Source organism: Actinotalea alkalitolerans (genome assembly GCF_023369855.1).
GTDB lineage: Bacteria > Actinomycetota > Actinomycetes > Actinomycetales > Cellulomonadaceae > Actinotalea.
On the sequence record NZ_JAMBPP010000007.1, the window covers coordinates 243,336 to 260,639 of the forward strand.

Consider the following 17,304-nt stretch of genomic DNA (forward strand, 5'->3'; position numbering starts at 1 on the left):
CCGACGGATGAGAGGCGCCAGGCGTGAGCGACCTGATCGACACCACCGAGATGTACCTGAGGACCATCTACGAGCTCGCCGAGGAGGGGATCGTCCCGCTGCGGGCGCGCATCGCGGAGCGGCTCGGGCACTCGGGGCCGACGGTGTCGCAGACCGTCGCGCGGATGGAGCGGGACGGCCTGGTCGTGGTCAGCGGCGACCGGCACCTGGAGCTGACCGAGACGGGTCACCTCAAGGCGACCCGGGTGATGCGCAAGCACCGGCTGGCCGAGCGTCTGCTGACCGACGTGATCGGCCTGGAGTGGTCCTACGTCCACGACGAGGCCTGTCGCTGGGAGCACGTGATGAGCGACCGCGTCGAGCGTCGCCTGGTCGAGCTGCTCGACCACCCGCAGCGCTCGCCCTACGGCAACCCGATCCCGGGCCTGGCCGAGCTGGGCGAGCACCACCCCGCGCAGGCCTTCCTGGACGGCGTGGTCTCGCTGGTCGTCTTCGCGCGCGCGGCGGTGGCGGGCGAGGTGACCGAGCCGCTCCTGGCGGTGGTGGGCCGGCTCGGTGAGCCGTTGCAGACCGACACGGACCTGCTGCAGCGGATGGCCAGCGCGGGGATCCTGCCGGGTGCGACCGTCTCGGTCGAGCGGGGGCAGGGCATCGTGACCGTGGGCGCGCCGGGCGCGGAGATCGTCCTGGACCTGCCCGACGACGTCGCGCGGCACATCTTCGTGATGACCGAGCCGACGGCCGTCGCGGCCGCTGCTGCCGCACCGGGTGCCGAGCAGGTCTGAGCAGGTCTGAGCGGGGCGTGGGCAGAGCCTGCAGACGGCCGCCCGGGACCTGATCTCGACGTGAGCCATGTCACAAACGTGCCGTCGCCAGAGGTGTTCCCGCAGGTAGATGCGGCACGCCTCGGGGCTCCGTCGCCGACCCGTGTCCTCGCCGTGACCGGAGCGTGACATTCCCGGAGGGGGTCGGGTACTGTCGCCTTGCTCCACGGAACCCTCCTCCGCGGATGCCCTCGAGCGGATCGCCTAGCCCTGCCGCCGCCCGTGGTCCGTACGACTCGCCGGCAGGGGCGGGGGAACCACCAAGTCGGGCACCGGAGACGGTGTCCTTGGGGTGAAGCCGTGTGAGCACCGGTAACGGTGTGATCGTGGCCGGGTGATCTCCCACCCGAACCCGACAGCTCACCTCGTAGGCGTCCGGAGAGGTACCGAGTGACCGTCAGCCCCGAGCGTGCCCGGCACAGAGCCGCGCGTCGTCCCCTCACCCCCCTCGATGACTTCGCCACCGCAGCGACCGGCAGCCTGAGCACCGTCGGACGGCGCTCCGCCGTCGTCGCCGCGTCCTCGGGCCTCGTCCTGTCGATGGCCTTCCCCGCCTCGGCGGCGCCGACCGACGGGTCGACGAACGCCCTGCCGGCTGTCGACGTCTCGGCCCTGACCGCCTCGGCCCGCGCGGCACTGGCGACCTCCCCGGTCGTCTCCGTCCCGGTCGACGCGGCCTGGACCTTCGAGGCCCCCGCGATCACGGTCGTGGCCAACCCCGAGCCCGAGCCCGAGCCCGTCGTGGTCCGGGCACCGGCCGCCTCACGGTCGGTCGAGCGCGCCGCAGCCCCCGTTGCCGAGGCCCCCGCCGCGGCGCCAGCCCCGCAGTCCGTGGCCGGCAACTCGGTCCTGGAGATCGCTGCTCGCTACGTCGGCGTCCCGTACGTCTACGGAGGCACCACCCCCGACGGCTTCGACTGCTCGGGCTTCACCTCCTACGTGTTCGCGCAGCTCGGCATCTCGCTCCCGCGGAGCTCGGGCGACCAGCGCTACGCCGGCACCGTGGTCTCCCGGGCGGACGCCCTGCCGGGTGACCTCATCTGGTCCCCCGGTCACGTCGCGATCTACGCGGGCGGCGACCAGCAGATCGACTCGCCGCGCCCCGGCAAGTCGGTCCAGTTCCGGACGATCTGGCAGAGCAACCCCACCTTCATCCGCGTCGGCTGACCCCAGCCCACGCCGGAGACCGGCGGTCACCGCACCCCGGGAGCACCTGCTGCTCCCGGGGTGCGGTGCGTCCGGGCCCGGATGTCCGCGCCGCCCGCGGGGCGCGTCGCGTACGCTGACACCGCTGATCCACCAGCCGGGCCTGCGCAGCCAGCCAGGTCCTGACCGACCTGGTCCGGGAGATGCCGTGCCGACGACGACAGCCGTACCCGCAGGAGGCCCCGCCCCGCGCGTCTCGCCCCTGCGCCGGTCCACCCGCGACTCGCTGCCGCCCACGGATCCCGTCGCGACCGCCACCGTCCTGCGCCGCGCGCTGCTGCTCAACGCCAGCCGGGAGCCGTTGTGCGTGGTCAGCGTGCACCGTGCGGTGACCCTGGTGCTCAGCGGCAAGGCCGTGGTCCTGGAGACCGACGGTCTGATGCTCCGGTCCGAGCGCATGGCGCTGCCCGCCCCCCAGGTGCTGTGCCTGACGCGGTACGTCCACGTGCCGTACCGGCGCACGGTGCCCCCCACACGACGCACCGTGCTGCAGCGCGACGCCCACCGGTGCGGGTACTGCGCCGGGCCGGCCGACACCGTCGACCACGTGCACCCCCGGTCGCGCGGGGGTCGGCACGAGTGGACCAACGTGGTCGCGGCGTGCGCACGGTGCAACCACCGCAAGGCCGACCGCCTGCTGAGCGAGATCGGCTGGCAGCTCCTGGTGGCGCCCACGACCCCTCGGGGCACGTCGGCGCTGCTGGCGGCAACCGTCCGCCCGCACCCCTCCTGGAGCGCCTACCTGGCCGCCTGAGCGGGCCTGCGACGCCCCGACCGCCTCGGGACGGTCCGCCTGGCCCAGTCGACCGATATCCCCCGCCCGAGGCCGGGAGACGGCAGACTGGGGGGAGGGGGCCGGGCGAGCGAAGGGCACGACGATGACGAACGACGACGTGGTTCTTGTCGGGATCGACGGCTCGCAGACCAGCCTGAACGCGTTGGACTGGGCTGCTGCGTACGCCCGGGCCCATGGGTTCAGGCTGCACCTGGTCTGCTCCTACTCCCTGCCGTCGTTCACCGCGACCGCCCTGGACGGCGGGTATGCGGCCCTGGACGACTCCGCGATCGCCGACGGGGCTCGCGCGGTGCTGGACGAGGCCGTCGCCCGGGTGGCCATGACCCGGGTGCGCACCACCTCGGCGGTCGCGACCGGTGACGCCGCCGCCGTGCTGGTCGAGCTCTCCCGCGGGGCTGCGCTGGCCGTGGTCGGCACGCGTGGCCGGGGCGGGTTCGCCGAACGGCTGCTGGGCACCGTCTCCTCGGCCCTGCCGGCCCACGCCCACTGCCCGACGGTCGTGGTGCCCCTGCGGTCACGCGGTGGCGAGGAGCTCCTGCCCGAGCCCGAGTCGCGGCGCACCGTCCGGCGCATCGTGGTCGGTGTCGACGGGTCGCCCGCGGCCGAGCGAGCTCTGGGTGCGGCGATCCGTGAGGCCGAGGTGTGGGGCGCCGAGCTGACCGCTGTCGCGGGTGTCCCGGTGGGGACGGGGGCCGGGATCATGGCCTGGCTGCCCGCCGCTGTCGACCACGAGGCGGTGCTCCGGGACGTCGCCGAGGGGCTGGACGTGGTGGTCGACCGGGCGCTGGCCGACCATCCCGGCATCCAGGTGCGCCGCCACGTGCTGGACGGCACCGGCGCGGCCCTGCTGACCGAGTTCTCGACCGCGGTGGACCTCGTGGTGGTCGGCTCGCGCGGGCGGGGCGGTTTCGCCGGGCTGCTGCTGGGCTCGACCAGCCAGGCTGTGCTGCACCACGCGGTCTGCCCGGTGATGGTGGTCACCGCCCGCGCCCAGGAGGACGAGTGGTCTCCCACGTCGGTGGGGGGCCCGCGCTGAGGGGCAGTGCCCCGCTGAGGTCGGTACCGGCGCTGAGGGTCAGTGCCAGGCGCCGGGGACGTCGGGTCGGCGCACCAGCGGGGTCAGGACCACGGTCGACCGGGTGCGCACCACGAACCGTTCGGCGTTGATCCGTTCGACCACCTCGTCGAGGTGCCGCACGTCGTGCGCACGCACCTGCACGACGGCGTCCGCCTCACCGGTCACGGTGCTCGCGGCGATGACCTCGGGGTAGCGCTCGAACGACTCGCGCATCGTGCCCGGGCTGGTCGAGTCGCGGCAGTAGACCTCGACCAGGGCCTCGGTCGCCCAGCCGAGGGCCGCGGGGTCCAGGCGGACGGTGAAGCCGTCGATCACCCCGCGGGCCCGCAACCGGTCCACGCGCCGTTTGACCGCCGGGGCGGAGAGGTTCACCCGCAGGCCGATCTGGGCGAAGCTGGCGCGGGCGTCGCGGGCCAGGTGGTCGAGGATCGCCCCGTCGATGCGGTCGAGCGGCCCGGGCTCCGCCGCCTGGCTGCGGGGTGCGCCCGTGCCGGCTGCGGGGCTGTCGTCGGCGGGCTGCATGGTCTCAGCATGCCGGACGGTGGGGCACGGCCGCGTGCTGCCGTGCCCCACCGGGGCGTGTGTCGGGCTCGACGTCAGCGCAGGACGTCGGTGAGCTGGTCCACCCCCCAGTCCAGGTGCTCCTGCTCGATGGTCAGGGGCGGGGCGATCCGGACCGTCTGGCCGTGGGTGTCCTTGACGAGCACCCGCCGCTCGAGCAGCCGTTCGCTGACCTGGCGCCCGGTGCCGCGCCCGGGGTCGACGTCGACCCCGGCCCACAGCCCGGCGCTGCGTCGGGCGACCAGCAGGCCCTCGTCGACCATGGCGGTCAGCCGGGTGCGCAGGTGGGCGCCGAGCACCGCGGCGCGGCGCTGGTGCTCGCCGGTCTCGAGGAGCTCGATCACGGCCAGCCCGACGGCGCAGGCCAGCGGGTTGCCGCCGAAGGTCGAGCCGTGGGTGCCCGCGGTGAGCACCCCCAGGACGTCACCACGTCCCACGACGGCCGAGACGGGGACCACACCGCCGCCGAGCGCCTTGCCGAGCAGCACCAGGTCGGGGCGCACCCCGACGAGCTCGCAGGCCAGGGTGGTGCCCGTGCGGCCCAGGCCGGACTGGATCTCGTCGGCGACCAGCAGCACGTCGCGTGCGGTGCACAGCTCCCGCACGGCCGGCAGGTAACCGGCCGGGGGGATGACGACGCCGGCCTCGCCCTGGATCGGTTCGAGCAGCACCGCGACGGTCGTGTCGTCGATCGCGGCGGCCAGGGCCGCGGCGTCGCCGTAGGGGACCACCCGGAACCCCGGGGTGTGCGGGCCGAAGCCGTCGCGGGCCTCGGGGTCGGTCGAGAACGACACGATGGTCGTGGTGCGCCCGTGGAAGTTGTCCGAGGCCACGACGATCGTCGCGGTGTCGGGGGCCAGGCCCTTGACGTCGTAGCCCCACTTGCGGGTGGCCTTGATGGCGGTCTCGACGGCCTCGGCACCGGTGTTCATCGGCAGCACGAGGGTCTCGGCCCGCTGGTCGAGCAGCGGGCCCAGCAGGCGTGCGAGACGGTCGGCGAAGGGCTCGAGCAGGTCGTGGCTGAAGGCCCGGGAGGTCAGAGTGATGCGGTCGAGCTGGGCGTGGGCCGCGGCGATCAGGGCAGGGTGCCGGTGGCCGAAGTTCAGGGCCGAGTACCCGGCCAGCAGGTCCAGGTACTCGCGCCCGTCGCTGTCGCGCACCCAGGCTCCCTCGCCGGTGGCGAGCTCGACGGGCAGCGGGTGGTAGTTGTGGGCCAGGTGGCTGCTGGTGCTCATGGTGGGGATCTGCGTCACGTCGCTCACCTCTCCCGGATCTCGAGGGTGCAGCACTTGGCGCCGCCGCCGCCCTTGAGCAGCTCGGAGGTGTCGACCGGGTGCGGCTCGTAGCCGCGCGCGCGCAGCGCGGCGGCGAGGTCCACGGCCCCCGGCGCCACGACGACGCGTCGTCCGTCGGAGACCGCGTTGAGTCCCAGGGCGGCGGCGTCGGTCGCCGTGGCGATGATCGCGTCGGGGTAGCGCTCGGCCAGCAGGGCCTGCGAGGCGGCCGAGAAGGCCGGCGGGTAGTAGGCGATCGCGGGGGAGGCCGGGTCGCTGTCGATCACGGCCAGGGCGGTGTCGAGGTGGTAGTAGCTGGGGTCGACGAGCTCGAGGGAGATCACCTGGCGTCCGGTGAGGTCGGCGAGCTCGGCGTGGGCCGAGCGGTCGGTGCGGAAGCCCGTGCCGGCGAGCAGCACGTCACCCACGGTGAGGATGTCACCCTCGCCCTCGTTGATCTCCGAGGCGGTGTGGGTCACGAAGCCCTGGTCGGCGAACCACTTCTGGTAGGCGGGGCCCTCGGCGCCGCGCTCGGGGTAGCGGAAACGCGCCGAGTACACCAGGCCGTCCACGACGGTCGCGCCGTTGGCTGCGTAGACCATGTCGGGCAGGCCCGGGAGCGGGGGGATGAGGTCGACCGTGTGCCCCCAGTCCAGGTACGTCTGGTGCAGGGTGTGCCACTGGCGCAGCGCGAGGTCCCGGTCGGTCTCGACGGTGACGTCCATCCACGGGTTGATCTCGTAGGTCACGTCGTAGAACTCGGGGGCGCACATCAGGAAGCGGCGGGGGGTGGAGACGCGGTCGGTCATGGATCCTCCGGTGTGCGTGGGCACGTCTGGTCGGACCTGCCCGCGAGCGGTGCGGACGAGGTCGTGAGAGTGGTGGCGCGGGTTCGGGCGGGGGCGGTCAGGGCGCACTCTGCCCGCCCTGTCGAGGCTACGGGTGGGCCGGTGACGGCGCCCCATCGCAACCGTGCGTGTCGACCGTCGAAGTGTTGCGTCGATCGGGGGGTGCCCGGTGGATCGTTGCGTGCTCGTGCGGGGCGTGACGGCGCCGATTCGATGTCGCGTCGGGGGTGTTTCGTCCGGTCGGCCGACGTGACCGGGCTGACCGGCGTCGTCGGTCTGAGGTCACCGGGTCTCGCGGGAGACCCGGCCGAGCACCAGGTGCAGCATCGCGGTCATCACGGGGCGCAGCAGCGGCCGGGTCAGCGCACGGGGCAGCAGACGCAGGTGCACGTCCTCGACCCAGGTCACCTGGCAGTGCTGCGGCCCCAGGGGCCGGACGTGCACCTCGGCGGTCCCGAGCAGCAGCGGCCCGAGCTTGCGGTACACGGCCGACCCGGTGGTCGAGGTGCGCCCCGGGCCGGCGCGGGTCACCGGGGGAAGGAGCGCCTCGAGCACCATCTCGTCGGCCAGGGCGGGCAGCCCCCGACGTGCACCCGGGCCGCTGACCCCCACGAAGCTGTCGCCGACCTCGAGGTGCTCAGGCCCGTCGATGCGGGTCATCGGGATCCAGCGGGCGTGGTTGTGCACGTCGGTGACCAGGGCGAAGGCCTGCTCGGCGGGGATCGTCAGGACGCGGCTCACCGATGCGGGGCGGGTCATGGTGCCTCCTGCCGGGTCGCCGATCGGGTGGGGCGACCCCGATCACCACGGTAGCGTCGGGGACATGGAGAAGCGTGAGCTGGGACGCACTGGTCGTCCTGTCGCAGTGGTGGGTCTGGGTTGCTGGCAGCTGGGCGCGGACTGGGGTGAGGTCAGCGAGGACCAGGCCCTGGCGGTGCTCGACGCCGCGGTCGACGCGGGGGTGACCTTCCTGGACACCGCGGACGTCTACGGTGACGGCCGCAGCGAGAGGCTGGTCGGGACCCTGCTCGCCCAGCGCGGTCCGCAGGCGGGACTGACGGTGGCCACCAAGATGGGGCGTCGCGGCGACAACGCCGTGCAGGACTACACCCTCGACAGCTTCCGCGCCTGGACCGACCGCTCCCGCGAGAACCTCGGCGTGGACACCCTGGACCTCATCCAGCTCCACTGCCCGCCCACGGCCGTCTACTCGGCCGCGTCGACCTACGAGGCCCTGGACGCACTGGTCGCCGAGGGTCGGGTGGCCGCCTACGGCGTCTCGGTCGAGACCGTCGAGGAGGCGCTGACGGCCATCGCGCAGCCCCACGTCGCGACCGTGCAGATCATCCTCAACGTCTTCCGTCGCAAGCCGCTCGAGCGGGTGCTGCCGGCGGCCGCCGCGGCCGGCGTCGGGATCATCGCGCGGGTCCCGCTGGCCAGCGGGCTGCTCTCGGGCAAGTTCGACGCCTCGACCCGCTTCGCGGCCGACGACCACCGCAGCTACAACCGCGACGGGTCGGCCTTCGACCAGGGCGAGACGTTCTCGGGCGTGCCCTACGACGTCGGGGTGTCCGCCGCGCAGCAGGTCGCCCGGCTGACCCCGCAGGGCGCGACGACGGCCCAGCTCGCGCTGCGCTGGATCATCGACCAGCCGGGGGTGACCGCAGTGATCCCCGGGGCCAGCCGTCCCGAGCAGGCCCGGGCCAACGCCGCCGCGGCCGACCTCGAGCCGTTGACCCCGGCCCAGCTCGAGGCGCTGCGCTCGGTGTACGACGAGCGCATCAAGGAGCACGTGCACGCCCGCTGGTGACCGGTCGCAGGGGTCGCGCGGCTGTTCACGCGGCCGCGCAGGGTCAGGTGGTCTCCATGGAGCCCCGGTGGGCTACCTGGGCAGCGGCCACCGCTCGTCGGGCTCCGTGGTGGCTCCGCTGATCTCCCGTCGGGGTGACAGCACGCGCTGCGGTGAGGCCGACTCGTCCGGGCCGGTGACCGCGAGCTCGAGGGTGCGGGGGAACCGGTCGGGCGGGGGGCCGAAGGCCCGCTGCGCACCGGTGACCACGGTGCGACCCAGCGCCCGCGCACCGGTGGCCCCGATCACCGCGCCGATCCCGAACGGCGCGAGCCGGCCCAGCGCGAGCGCGCCCTGCTTGCCCGCCTGACGGCGCAGCAGGCGGCGGGTCAGGGCCGTGTTGACCCGCTTGATGGTCGCGGTCGGCATGTTGACGAGCAGCGCCCGGGCCCAGCCGCCGCTGATCGGCCCGACCTCCGAGCTCACCGTCCGTGCGCCCTGCTCACCCATCACCGTGGCGAGCATCAACGCACGCCGTCGGGCAGTGTCCTCGACCGCGATCCCGTGGACGTCGGCGACCGCCAGGGAGAAGGCCGCCGAGGCACCGAAGAAGGTCGCGATCTCGCTCGAGGTCAGGGCGATGCCCACCCCTGTGCCCATCGCCGGGACCGCCGCGGCGGCCCCCACGGCCCCGCCCGAGGTCGACACCGCCAGCAGGTACTGCTTCTCGAGCAGCCGGATGATCTGCTCGGGGCTCGCGTGCGGGTTGCGTCGGCGCAGCCGGTCCACGTGGGCGTGGATCACGCTGGACGGCACCGACACCGCCCGGTCCAGGAGCGCGTCGATCAGCGGCAGCCCGGTCGCCACGGGTGTGGGGGGCCGCTCGGGCCGGGGCATCGCCTGCTGCTGGGCAGTCGTCCCCGGGGCGGGCGTGGTCGTGGCGACGTCGGTGGATCGGCGGCGTACTCGCATCTGCCGATGGTGACACGGACCGGCCGCGCCGTCGTGCTGTCGATGTCGTGCGCGGTCGCCGATACTGGGCCGGTGACCACCGTGCGGTGCCCGTGCCTGAGCGGGGAGACCTACCCGGACTGCTGCGAGCCGTTGCACCAGGGGCTGCGCGAGGCACCGACGGCCGTGCAGCTCATGCGCTCGCGGTACTCGGCCTTCGCGGTCGGTGACGCCGACCACCTGCTGCGCACCTGGCACACCACGACCCGGCCGGTCGACCTCGAGCTCGACCCGGGGGTGCGGTGGACGCGTCTGGACGTCCTGGAGGTCGCCGCCGGCGGGCCGTTCGACTCCGAGGGCACCGTCGAGTTCGTCGCCCACCACCGCACCGACGGGGCCCCGGGCAACCAGCACGAGGTGAGCCGGTTCGTGCGCGAGGACGGGCGGTGGGTGTACCTGGGGCCGGTGGGCGCCGGGTGAGGCGGCGCGGGCGTGGTGGCAGGGGCGGACGTACTGTCGTCCCGTGATGATCGCAGCGGGTCAGGTCCTGGACTGGCGCCGTCAGGTGGCCGAGACGTACCGCACGGTGCGCGAGGAGCCGGACCCCGGCGTCGCGCACGCCGGATGGGCGGCTGCCCGCCGTCGCCTGCTGGTCGGCCACGACGCCTCACCCGTGCCTGCCGGCTCCCGGTCGAGCTTCCGCGGGGGCACGGTCGCCCCGTACGACCCGGCGTTCCGCTTCGTCGTCGCGGTCACCACGGACCTCCCTCCCGAGCGTCGGGAGATGCCGACGGCGACCGACGGCGTGGTGCCCCTGGACCGGGTCGGTCGCGTCGAGCTGCCCGGGCTGGGGAGCCTGGACCTGTGGTGGGTCGCGAGCTACGGAGGCGGCCTGTTCCTCCCGCTGCGTGACGCGACCAGCGGCCGGTCCACCTATGGCGGCGGGCGGTACGTGCTGGACACCATCAAGGGCGCCGACCTCGGCGGTGGTCTGGACGCCCTCGTCGTCGACCTCAACTTCGCGTACCAGCCGTCGTGCGCCTACGACCCGGCGTGGGCCTGCCCGCTGCCGGGGGAGACGAACACGCTGGACGCGGCGGTGCCGGTGGGGGAGCTGTCCGAGGACGAGGGGTAGCGCTGCATCGTCAGTGACGCCCGCTCGTCTCGTGCCGGGCTGCGGCATCGAGCCCCTCGAGGATTAGGCTGATCCCGTAGTCGAACTCGTCGCCGTAGCGGTAGCCGGGCTGCATCACGTGCTCGACCGTCAGCTCGGCGAGGTGCGGGTAGTCGCGGTCGAGGCCGGGCATGACCGACTCGACCACTGCGTCGACGCCGCCGGTCTCCTCGCCCGGGAGGTTGGTCTCCTGCAGGACGAAGCCGTAGACGTAGCTGTCGATGAGCGAGGCCGCGTGCGCGGCCATCGGCACCGAGAAGCCCGCCCGTCGGCAGCTGCCGAGGAGGGCGTCGAGGTGCTTGAGCGTCTGCGGTCCCGGCGCGGTGCGCGACTGCATGACGGCGATCGCCCAGGGGTGCCGCACGAGGGCGGTGCGGATGGCGGCCGCACGGTGACGCATCGCCGTCGTCCAGTCGCCGTCGTCGGGCGGCAGGGGGATCTCGCCGAAGACCGCCTCGACCATGCCGTCGAGGATGTCGTCCTTGTTGGTGACGTGGTGGTAGAGCGACATCGCCTCCACCTGGAGCTCACGGGCGAGGCGGCGCATCGACACCTGGGCCAGGCCCTCGGCGTCGGCGAGCGCGACCGCGACGGTCAGCGCCCGGTCGCGGGTGAGGGGTGGCCGGCCCGTCGACGCCAGCCCGGGCGAGCCCGTCATCGCGCCTCCTCGTCCTCGTGCTGCTGCTCCTGGTGGTGACCTCTTGACCCATCTTACGGCGTAAGGCTACCTTTCGCCTGTTGGCTTACACCGTAAGGCGACGGGGCCGTGCTCGGCGGCGCAGACGAAAGAGGAACCATGTCCAGGACCACCACCGGCAGGGCCATCGGCGCTCTGTTCCTGCTCGCCTTCCTCGCCTACGGAGGGGGAAGCGCGCTGGTCGAGGCAGCCGCAGGCGATGGTGCCGGGCAGCCCCCGAGCCAGCTGCTGACCTCCATGGGCGTGCTGCTCATCGTGGTGAACTCCATGATCGTCGCCGCGATCGGCGTCCTGGCGACCGTCGTGCTGCGGCAGCACGACGCCTTCGCTGCCTACACCTACCTCGCTACGCGCCTGCTCGAAGCCGTGCTCCTGACCGTCGGAGCCCTTGCCCTCCTGCTGGCCGCCTCACCAACGCTGGCCGAGGGCACCGCCGGGGTCGACGGTGCGCTGCTCGCCACCTCGGCGGTGGAGGCCAACGACAACGCGTACACGATCGCGATGCTCTTCCTGGGACTGGGCAGCCTGCCGTTCTGCCGCGCACTGCTCCGCTCGCACCTGATCCCCCGACCGCTCGCGCTCTGGGGTCTGCTCGGGTACGCGGTCGTCGCCGTCGGCATGGGTCTCGAGCTGGTCGGCTACGGCATCGGCATGGCGGTCTGGATCCCCGGAGGACTCTTCGAGGTCGCCCTCGGAGTGCTGCTGGTCGTCCGAGGGTTCCCCCGGGGGGCGGCACCGGTGGCACGAAGGGACCAGAGCGACGCCATGGCGGACGCCTGAGCCCCACCCCCTTGCGCGGGGCGAGCACGTCGCGCCTCCAGCTCGGGCACGACGTGCTGATCCCGCAAGGCTCCTTGCCCTGCTGGTGGAGCGTGCCAGACACTCGGGGTCGGAGGTGGCGCGTCGTGGCCAAGGCGGAGCAGTCGTACGTGGGGCAGTACTCGTTCCGGGCGAGCCGGCCGACCACGGCCACCGCTTCGACGAGGGACCGCCCCGTGCGCGTCGGACGGGCGGCCGCGTGAGGCGCGACGTGCCGCCGCCGGGCGGTGTCGATGGTGAGCGTGCAACCCTCGTCGCGTTCCTCGACTACCTGCGTGACGCGGTGGTGCGGGGCGTCGAGGGGGTGCCGGAGCCGCAGGTCAGGGCTGCGGGAGTCGCCTCGGGCACGAACCTGCTGGGCCTGGTGAAGCATCTGACGGCGGTCGAGCGGTTCTACTTCCTCGGCGAGCCGATCGCCGACCTGCGGCGGACGCTGCGCCCGACGGCGCGGGAGAGCGTCGACGGCCTGGTCGCCGGGTACCGCGAGGCGACTCGCGCGGCGAACGCCGTCGTCGCGGAGTGGGCGGACCTGTCCTTGCCGGCAGCGCGCGTTCCGGGGCGGTCGGCTGCGCCGTCGCGGCGGTGGGTGCTCGTCCACATGATCGAGGAGACCGGCCGGCACGCGGGGCACGCCGACATCCTCCGGGAGCTGATCGACGGCGCGACCGGGCGGTGACCGGCGAACCTGGTGTGCCGGTCAGGGGCGGGCGGCGTCCGAGGCTGTCTGGCTGAGGGGAGGCCGACGGGAAGCTCCTGCGGAGAGCGCACCTGGGCGGCGATGGCTACGTGACTCCGGTGCAGGGGCCGTCTCGGATGGTGGAGTCCCAGCCCTTTGCGCTGGGTTCGTAGCGCCGCTCACGAGGCGTGATCGGTGCTTCGGACGCAGTTTCGACCTGCATTCTTGGCCTGGTAGAGGGCACGGTCGGCCTCGGCTGTCAGGCGACCCAGATCGACGCCGCCGCCGTAGGCGCCGGCAACTCCAGCTGAGATCGTCACGGTCAGCCCTGCGACGGGGGATGCGGCGACGGCCGCCCGGAGCCGTTCGGCTGTCGTCATCGCCGCCTCGACGCCTTGGCCTGGGAGGAGCACGAGGAACTCCTCACCGCCGATCCGGTAGACGACGTCCGTCTCTCGGATGGCCCCGACCAGCCGAGATGCAACGTCTTGCAGGACCAGGTCACCGTGTGCGTGACCGAGGGTGTCGTTGACAGCCTTGAACCGGTCGATGTCGCACACGACGACGGCGACGCCCTTGAACGTCCGCACCGCTGACGCCCGCGCCTCGGCGAAGTGACGCTCCAACGCTCGCCTGTTGAGCAGGCCTGTCAGCGGGTCGACCACCCCGTCGTGCCGGGAGTTGACGTCCGCGGTCGCGAGGTACTGGGCGGCGAGGGCCAGGCAGCTGAGGAGAGCGAGGTATCCCACGATCTGCAACAGCACCGACGGCGCCGGGACGGGGGGCAGGAGCGGTGCCAGTGTGACGGCGCCCACGGCCGCCAGCGCGGACAGGGCGACCCAGACCCTTGTGACCTGCGGTCGGAAGCAGACGGCCTGCGAGAACACCGGCACGACCAGGAGCGGGAGAAGCGGGCTGGAGCCACCACCGCTGACCAGCACCGAGCAGGCGATGTTCAGCTCGAGCAGTGCGAAGGACAGCGCTCCAACAAGCTCTGGTCGGGCAGACCGCGGGTGCATTCGCAGGGCGCCTCCCATCGTCAGCGCCCCCAGCACCGGAAGGACCACCAGCCACCACCCGTAGGTCACCGACGCCAGGAGTGTCGTCCCGCCGATCGCGATCCCGAACAACGGAGCATCCTTGAAGCGGTGATGCATGTCGCTGTACCGGGCTTGGTCAGACCGGCTGCCCCGCAGCCACGCCGTGGCGCGTGCCAAGGTCGAGCTCGTCGGTCTCATACCCCTCCCATCGGTACGCCGACACCGCAACTGAGCGGCCGCGTGCAGCCATCACCGGGAGCAGGTGGGTAGTTCGTGCCGGCGTAGGTGCTTTCGCCGTGTCTGAGACGGTTGTGAGAGCTTGCTCGCACCAGACCTCACCCCCTCCGCCGGGGAGTCCTCGGGTCCGCACCTCGCGCTCCTGCTGGCCGCCTCGCCCACGCTGGCGCAGGGCACCGCCGGGGTCGACGGTGCGCTGCTTGCCACCTGGGCGGTAGAGGCGAACGACGGCGCGTACACGATCGCGATGCTCTTCCTGGGACTGGGCAGCCTGCCGTTCTGCCGCGCACTGCTCCGCTCGCACCTGATCCCCCGACCGCTCGCGCTCTGGGGTCTGCTCGGGTACGCGGTCGTCGCCGTCGGCATGGGTCTCGAGCTGGTCGGCTACGGCATCGGCATGGCGGTCTGGATCCCCGGAGGACTCTTCGAGGTCGCCCTCGGAGTGCTGCTGGTCGTCCGAGGGTTCCCCCGGGGGGCGGCACCGGTGGCACGAAGGGACCAGAGCGACGCCATGGCGGACGCCTGAGCCCCACCCCACTGCGCGGGGCGAGCGTGTGGCCGCTCGCCGGTAGGCTGGTGCGCGCGTCGCCGAGATCGTGCACTCGGCCGACGTCGACGGGACCGTCCTCCCGTGCCGGCGGATCCCCGCCGGTGCAGGTGCTGACGGCCTCGCGCCTGTAGCTCAGGGGATAGAGCACCGCTCTCCTAAAGCGGGTGTCGGCAGTTCGAATCTGCCCAGGCGCACGTTTGTGCAGGTCAGACGGGGTGTGGGCGCGAGTGCTGCAACCGCTCCGGGTGACGTTCGGCCGGATCGGGTCCCCATCGGGTCCGTGGAAACTCCTGTGGACACCTCCCAGGACGTGGACGACCTGTCAAGGGACGTGGACGGACGCCACAGCGGACGCTAGCGATGCCTCCGGTGTCGATTGCCCCAGGAGCCGGAACGGCTCGGGCTGACGGGCGGAGCGTCCCAGGTCACGGAGGGCCGGTCGACCTTCCAGGACTTGAGGCTGGCGGCGCGGACTCAACTGGAACCTTGCGGCGATAGCCGGAATGCCGCCGTGGAAAGCGGAGGCCTCGCCGATCTCGACGAGGCCTCCACCCTGTTGCCCGACCGATGAGCGTCGATCGTCAGGCGGCGTTGGCGCGCTTGACGCAAGCTGCGGCCATGCCACCGTGACCGCCGGCCAGGCCTGCAATGCAGACCGCGCATCCGAACCCGGCTGTACCGACGCAGACGGCCGCGCAGACGACCGCAATCGAGCTGAGGATCCACCACGCGATTCCGGCGTTCGAGAGGCACCGGTTAAGCTCGCTCCAACTGAATGCCTGGACGATGTCCTGGCCTCCCACAATCTGGGAGTTGGTGATGTCGACATTCTGACGGAGAGCCCCGTCCTGCCACACGTTGAGGTGGAAGGTTGCCAGGTCGACGGCGACCGCAGTCATTTCGACGACTGAGGTCGTGCCTCGCTGGTGCATGAAGACCACCTTGCTGACGCCGTCGAGGACGTTTCCGGCGAGCGGCACGGTGATCAACTGGATGCCGCGGTACGCCTGGACGGCGGCGGCGTCCCAGTTGAGCTCGTGGCCACTTCGTGATTGGTAGCCCGATGCAATCGCGGCGGCCACGAGGCGCTCGGCTGGGCGTCCTGTGACTTCTACGAACTCCTCGGCTGTTTCGGCAGCCTCGATGAGCGAGGCCTCGTACTGTGCCTCGTTCGGCTCGAACGTGATCTGCGTGGCGGGCACCATGCTGAAGGCTTCGTCGCGGATCGTGAGGTCGAACGTCTCGGGGTTGCTTGCGTCAGGAGCGGTGGCCTCTACGACCCCGTAGATCGCGAGCGCTCCGATTGCGAAAGATGCAGTGAGCTTCGTGGCGTTCGCGAGGAGCGAACCTCGACGCCCGTGCCCTTGGTGCTGATCACGCACTCTCAACTCGTGCACGGCCAGCACCAACGCAGTGAAGACGGCGACGCCTGCGGCGAACCGGAGTGCGACTCCTGTGCCGGAAAACGCTGGAGCGAACGTGAGCCCGATGAAGGCTGCACTGACCATCAGGAGTCCGGCGATCCACGGTCGCTCGCCCCTGCGTAACTGCCGTTGCCTGATGTCCACAATCGACGCCCCCTGAGCTGTTGTCATCATCGTGACGTCTGTCACGACGGCAGTGACTCTACTGAACATGATCTTGTCGGGCAACCCTCGGCTCGGCCGATTTGTCGGCTCAGCGGGCTCATCAGATTTGCGGCGGGGTGACGGCTCGCCGGTGAGTTGGGTGCGGGGCTGAAGGGTCGAGGTCCTCGAAGATCAGAAGCGCCAACCACTGATCAATCTCGAGAACCTCGACGGTGTCCAACGCTACGGGGTGCGCCGGCGCGAGACACGCTGCCCGGGCGTGGCACGCACACCCGCCCGGGCAGCGCAACGCTAGCAATGGGGGACTCTCATGACTGACCACACGTCGATCGCTGCGCGGCTCGCTGCTGCTGGACGCCCGGCGCGACCTGGCCTCGCTGACGTCCGCCAGGACCTTGTCGCGCTCTTCGGTGCTGAGCGGGCGCCGCTTGACCTCATGACTGACGAGGACTACGACAACGACGAGCGTGTCGTTGCCGGTCATGCGCGTGAACTCTGGAGCATTACCGACCGGCAGGCCCTTGCACGACTCGCGGACGACGACGAGCGGGAGCAGGTCTTGCCAGCAGAGGAGGCACGCCGCGATCTCGCTGAGGTGGACAGCGTGCCAGAACCCGCGGAGCGTCGCTACGCACGCACCCTGATTGAGCACGGCGCGGGCCTGCGCACCTCGGTACTTCTCCAGTGGGCACCTGACGACCCCGAACAACTCACCGCCTTCGTCGACTACGGAGTGCTCGGAACTGGACTTCTGCAGCGCTACCACGATGCCCGTTACGGTGTCGCCAACATGCATGAGGGCGACATCGATGATCCTCTGTGGCGGGCCTACCTGCGCGCGCTCGACGCGGAGGGTCTCGTCTGACCCCGCTTCACATCGGTTGGCCCAGCTCGACGACCGGCAGGCACCACCCGGCCGATCGAAGATCTCGCTCTCGGTGACCTGGTCCTGGCCGCTGACCCGGTCACCGGCCTCTCGCAGCCCGAACCGGTGCTCCAACCACTGATCAGCCAGGGTGACAAGCACCTGGTCACCATCGCCACCAAGACCGGCACGCTCACCGCTACCGCCAACCACCCCGTGAGGGTCGACGGCACCGGCTGGAAGAACGCCGAAGTGAAGCGCCCCAGGTTCGATGCCGCATCCTTTTTGAGTTGGAAGGATGCGAGTCATGCCGAAGAAGATCGATCCGAA

The 17,304-nt window shown here is 72.0% G+C and carries 20 protein-coding genes, 1 tRNA gene and 1 riboswitch; of the genes, 13 read left to right on the forward strand and 8 right to left on the reverse strand.

From position 1 onward, the window contains the following. Positions 1–23 precede the first annotated feature (23 nt). The 4 genes from M1R94_RS11040 to M1R94_RS11055 all read left to right on the forward strand — a co-directional run bounded on the left by M1R94_RS11040 (position 24) and on the right by M1R94_RS11055 (position 3,862). The gene (locus M1R94_RS11040; protein ID WP_249381741.1) at positions 24–785 is read left to right on the forward strand and encodes a metal-dependent transcriptional regulator; all 762 of its coding nucleotides are present in this window, start codon (positions 24–26) and stop codon (positions 783–785) included. 266 nt (positions 786–1,051) lie between these two features. Further along, positions 1,052–1,212, forward strand: a riboswitch (cyclic di-AMP (ydaO/yuaA leader). 2 nt (positions 1,213–1,214) lie between these two features. Next, positions 1,215–1,991, forward strand: coding sequence for a C40 family peptidase (locus M1R94_RS11045; protein WP_249381742.1), 777 nt, complete (start codon positions 1,215–1,217; stop codon positions 1,989–1,991). A 187-nt stretch (positions 1,992–2,178) separates the two neighbouring features. Then, positions 2,179–2,784: an HNH endonuclease gene (locus tag M1R94_RS11050; protein WP_249381743.1), complete on the forward strand. Its 606-nt coding sequence runs from the start codon at positions 2,179–2,181 to the stop codon at positions 2,782–2,784. A 124-nt stretch (positions 2,785–2,908) separates the two neighbouring features. Then, positions 2,909–3,862: a universal stress protein gene (locus M1R94_RS11055; protein ID WP_249381744.1), complete on the forward strand. Its 954-nt coding sequence runs from the start codon at positions 2,909–2,911 to the stop codon at positions 3,860–3,862. 39 nt (positions 3,863–3,901) lie between these two features. Here the strand turns inward: M1R94_RS11055 and M1R94_RS11060 are convergent, their stop codons facing one another. The 4 genes from M1R94_RS11060 to M1R94_RS11075 all read right to left on the reverse strand — a co-directional run bounded on the left by M1R94_RS11060 (position 3,902) and on the right by M1R94_RS11075 (position 7,346). Continuing rightward, the gene (locus M1R94_RS11060) at positions 3,902–4,426 is read right to left on the reverse strand and encodes an Lrp/AsnC family transcriptional regulator (protein WP_249381745.1); all 525 of its coding nucleotides are present in this window, start codon (positions 4,424–4,426) and stop codon (positions 3,902–3,904) included. A 74-nt stretch (positions 4,427–4,500) separates the two neighbouring features. Beyond that, on the reverse strand, positions 4,501–5,700 hold the full coding sequence (gene rocD, locus M1R94_RS11065) for an ornithine--oxo-acid transaminase (RefSeq protein WP_249381772.1): 1,200 nt from the start codon (positions 5,698–5,700) through the stop codon (positions 4,501–4,503). A gap of 23 nt (positions 5,701–5,723) precedes the next feature. Then, on the reverse strand, positions 5,724–6,548 hold the full coding sequence (ddaH, locus tag M1R94_RS11070) for a dimethylargininase (RefSeq protein WP_249381746.1): 825 nt from the start codon (positions 6,546–6,548) through the stop codon (positions 5,724–5,726). A gap of 321 nt (positions 6,549–6,869) precedes the next feature. After that, complete coding sequence (locus tag M1R94_RS11075; RefSeq protein WP_249381747.1) at positions 6,870–7,346, reverse strand: SRPBCC family protein; 477 nt, start codon at positions 7,344–7,346, stop codon at positions 6,870–6,872. 64 nt (positions 7,347–7,410) lie between these two features. Here M1R94_RS11075 and M1R94_RS11080 point away from each other — a divergent pair, with 64 nt between their 5' ends. Then, complete coding sequence (locus M1R94_RS11080; RefSeq protein WP_249381748.1) at positions 7,411–8,397, forward strand: aldo/keto reductase; 987 nt, start codon at positions 7,411–7,413, stop codon at positions 8,395–8,397. A 72-nt stretch (positions 8,398–8,469) separates the two neighbouring features. Here M1R94_RS11080 and M1R94_RS11085 read toward each other — a convergent pair whose 3' ends face one another. After that, a complete protein-coding gene (locus tag M1R94_RS11085; RefSeq protein WP_249381749.1) occupies positions 8,470–9,348 on the reverse strand; it encodes a hypothetical protein in 879 nt (292 codons plus the stop codon). Positions 9,349–9,354: 6 nt separating this feature from the next. Between M1R94_RS11085 and M1R94_RS11090 the strand changes: the two genes are divergently transcribed. Both M1R94_RS11090 and M1R94_RS11095 read left to right on the forward strand, forming a co-directional pair. Next, positions 9,355–9,807 carry a YchJ family protein gene (locus M1R94_RS11090; RefSeq protein WP_308199901.1) on the forward strand — a complete coding sequence of 151 codons (453 nt, stop codon included), beginning with the start codon at positions 9,355–9,357 and terminating at the stop codon, positions 9,805–9,807. A 46-nt stretch (positions 9,808–9,853) separates the two neighbouring features. Further along, positions 9,854–10,462, forward strand: a complete 609-nt coding sequence (locus M1R94_RS11095; protein WP_249381774.1) for a DUF1684 domain-containing protein — start codon at positions 9,854–9,856, stop codon at positions 10,460–10,462. A 10-nt stretch (positions 10,463–10,472) separates the two neighbouring features. On the opposite strand, the gene M1R94_RS11100 is transcribed toward M1R94_RS11095, so the two are convergent. Next, positions 10,473–11,159, reverse strand: coding sequence for a TetR/AcrR family transcriptional regulator (locus M1R94_RS11100; protein ID WP_249381750.1), 687 nt, complete (start codon positions 11,157–11,159; stop codon positions 10,473–10,475). Between the two features lie 138 nt (positions 11,160–11,297). On the opposite strand from M1R94_RS11100, the gene M1R94_RS11105 reads away from it, so the two are divergent. Then, positions 11,298–11,978, forward strand: a complete 681-nt coding sequence (locus M1R94_RS11105; RefSeq protein ID WP_249381751.1) for a DUF4386 domain-containing protein — start codon at positions 11,298–11,300, stop codon at positions 11,976–11,978. Positions 11,979–12,216: 238 nt separating this feature from the next. Beyond that, on the forward strand, positions 12,217–12,693 hold the full coding sequence (locus tag M1R94_RS11110) for a DinB family protein (protein ID WP_249381752.1): 477 nt from the start codon (positions 12,217–12,219) through the stop codon (positions 12,691–12,693). Positions 12,694–12,872: 179 nt separating this feature from the next. Here M1R94_RS11110 and M1R94_RS11115 read toward each other — a convergent pair whose 3' ends face one another. Continuing rightward, the gene (locus tag M1R94_RS11115; RefSeq protein WP_249381753.1) at positions 12,873–13,823 is read right to left on the reverse strand and encodes a GGDEF domain-containing protein; all 951 of its coding nucleotides are present in this window, start codon (positions 13,821–13,823) and stop codon (positions 12,873–12,875) included. A 229-nt stretch (positions 13,824–14,052) separates the two neighbouring features. Between M1R94_RS11115 and M1R94_RS11120 the strand changes: the two genes are divergently transcribed. Both M1R94_RS11120 and M1R94_RS11125 read left to right on the forward strand, forming a co-directional pair. Beyond that, complete coding sequence (locus M1R94_RS11120; RefSeq protein WP_249381754.1) at positions 14,053–14,496, forward strand: DUF4386 domain-containing protein; 444 nt, start codon at positions 14,053–14,055, stop codon at positions 14,494–14,496. 145 nt (positions 14,497–14,641) lie between these two features. Beyond that, positions 14,642–14,714 (forward strand) — tRNA-Arg (locus tag M1R94_RS11125). Between the two features lie 387 nt (positions 14,715–15,101). On the opposite strand, the gene M1R94_RS11130 is transcribed toward M1R94_RS11125, so the two are convergent. After that, entirely contained in the window at positions 15,102–16,133 is a 1,032-nt protein-coding gene (locus M1R94_RS11130) for a hypothetical protein (RefSeq protein WP_249381755.1), read from the reverse strand. 286 nt (positions 16,134–16,419) lie between these two features. Here M1R94_RS11130 and M1R94_RS11135 point away from each other — a divergent pair, with 286 nt between their 5' ends. Together M1R94_RS11135 and M1R94_RS11140 are read left to right on the forward strand one after the other, a co-directional pair. Further along, a complete protein-coding gene (locus M1R94_RS11135; protein WP_249381756.1) occupies positions 16,420–16,974 on the forward strand; it encodes a hypothetical protein in 555 nt (184 codons plus the stop codon). 126 nt (positions 16,975–17,100) lie between these two features. After that, positions 17,101–17,304 (forward strand): hypothetical protein (locus tag M1R94_RS11140; protein WP_249381757.1); only part of this gene is annotated, 204 nt, incomplete at its 3' end.

What these genes read in the sequence shown, in the direction of transcription:
- M1R94_RS11055 (WP_249381744.1), top strand. Translation starts at nt 2,909, where the DNA reads ATGACGAACGACGACGTGGTTCTTGTCGGGATCGACGGCTCGCAGACC.
- M1R94_RS11100 (WP_249381750.1), bottom strand. Translation starts at nt 11,159, where the DNA reads ATGACGGGCTCGCCCGGGCTGGCGTCGACGGGCCGGCCACCCCTCACC.
- rocD (WP_249381772.1), bottom strand. Translation starts at nt 5,700, where the DNA reads ATGAGCACCAGCAGCCACCTGGCCCACAACTACCACCCGCTGCCCGTC.
- M1R94_RS11135 (WP_249381756.1), top strand. Translation starts at nt 16,420, where the DNA reads ATGACTGACCACACGTCGATCGCTGCGCGGCTCGCTGCTGCTGGACGC.
- M1R94_RS11090 (WP_308199901.1), top strand. Translation starts at nt 9,355, where the DNA reads ATGGTGACACGGACCGGCCGCGCCGTCGTGCTGTCGATGTCGTGCGCG.
- ddaH (WP_249381746.1), bottom strand. Translation starts at nt 6,548, where the DNA reads ATGACCGACCGCGTCTCCACCCCCCGCCGCTTCCTGATGTGCGCCCCC.
- M1R94_RS11075 (WP_249381747.1), bottom strand. Translation starts at nt 7,346, where the DNA reads ATGACCCGCCCCGCATCGGTGAGCCGCGTCCTGACGATCCCCGCCGAG.
- M1R94_RS11105 (WP_249381751.1), top strand. Translation starts at nt 11,298, where the DNA reads ATGTCCAGGACCACCACCGGCAGGGCCATCGGCGCTCTGTTCCTGCTC.
- M1R94_RS11095 (WP_249381774.1), top strand. Translation starts at nt 9,854, where the DNA reads ATGATCGCAGCGGGTCAGGTCCTGGACTGGCGCCGTCAGGTGGCCGAG.
- M1R94_RS11060 (WP_249381745.1), bottom strand. Translation starts at nt 4,426, where the DNA reads ATGCAGCCCGCCGACGACAGCCCCGCAGCCGGCACGGGCGCACCCCGC.
- M1R94_RS11085 (WP_249381749.1), bottom strand. Translation starts at nt 9,348, where the DNA reads ATGCGAGTACGCCGCCGATCCACCGACGTCGCCACGACCACGCCCGCC.
- M1R94_RS11080 (WP_249381748.1), top strand. Translation starts at nt 7,411, where the DNA reads ATGGAGAAGCGTGAGCTGGGACGCACTGGTCGTCCTGTCGCAGTGGTG.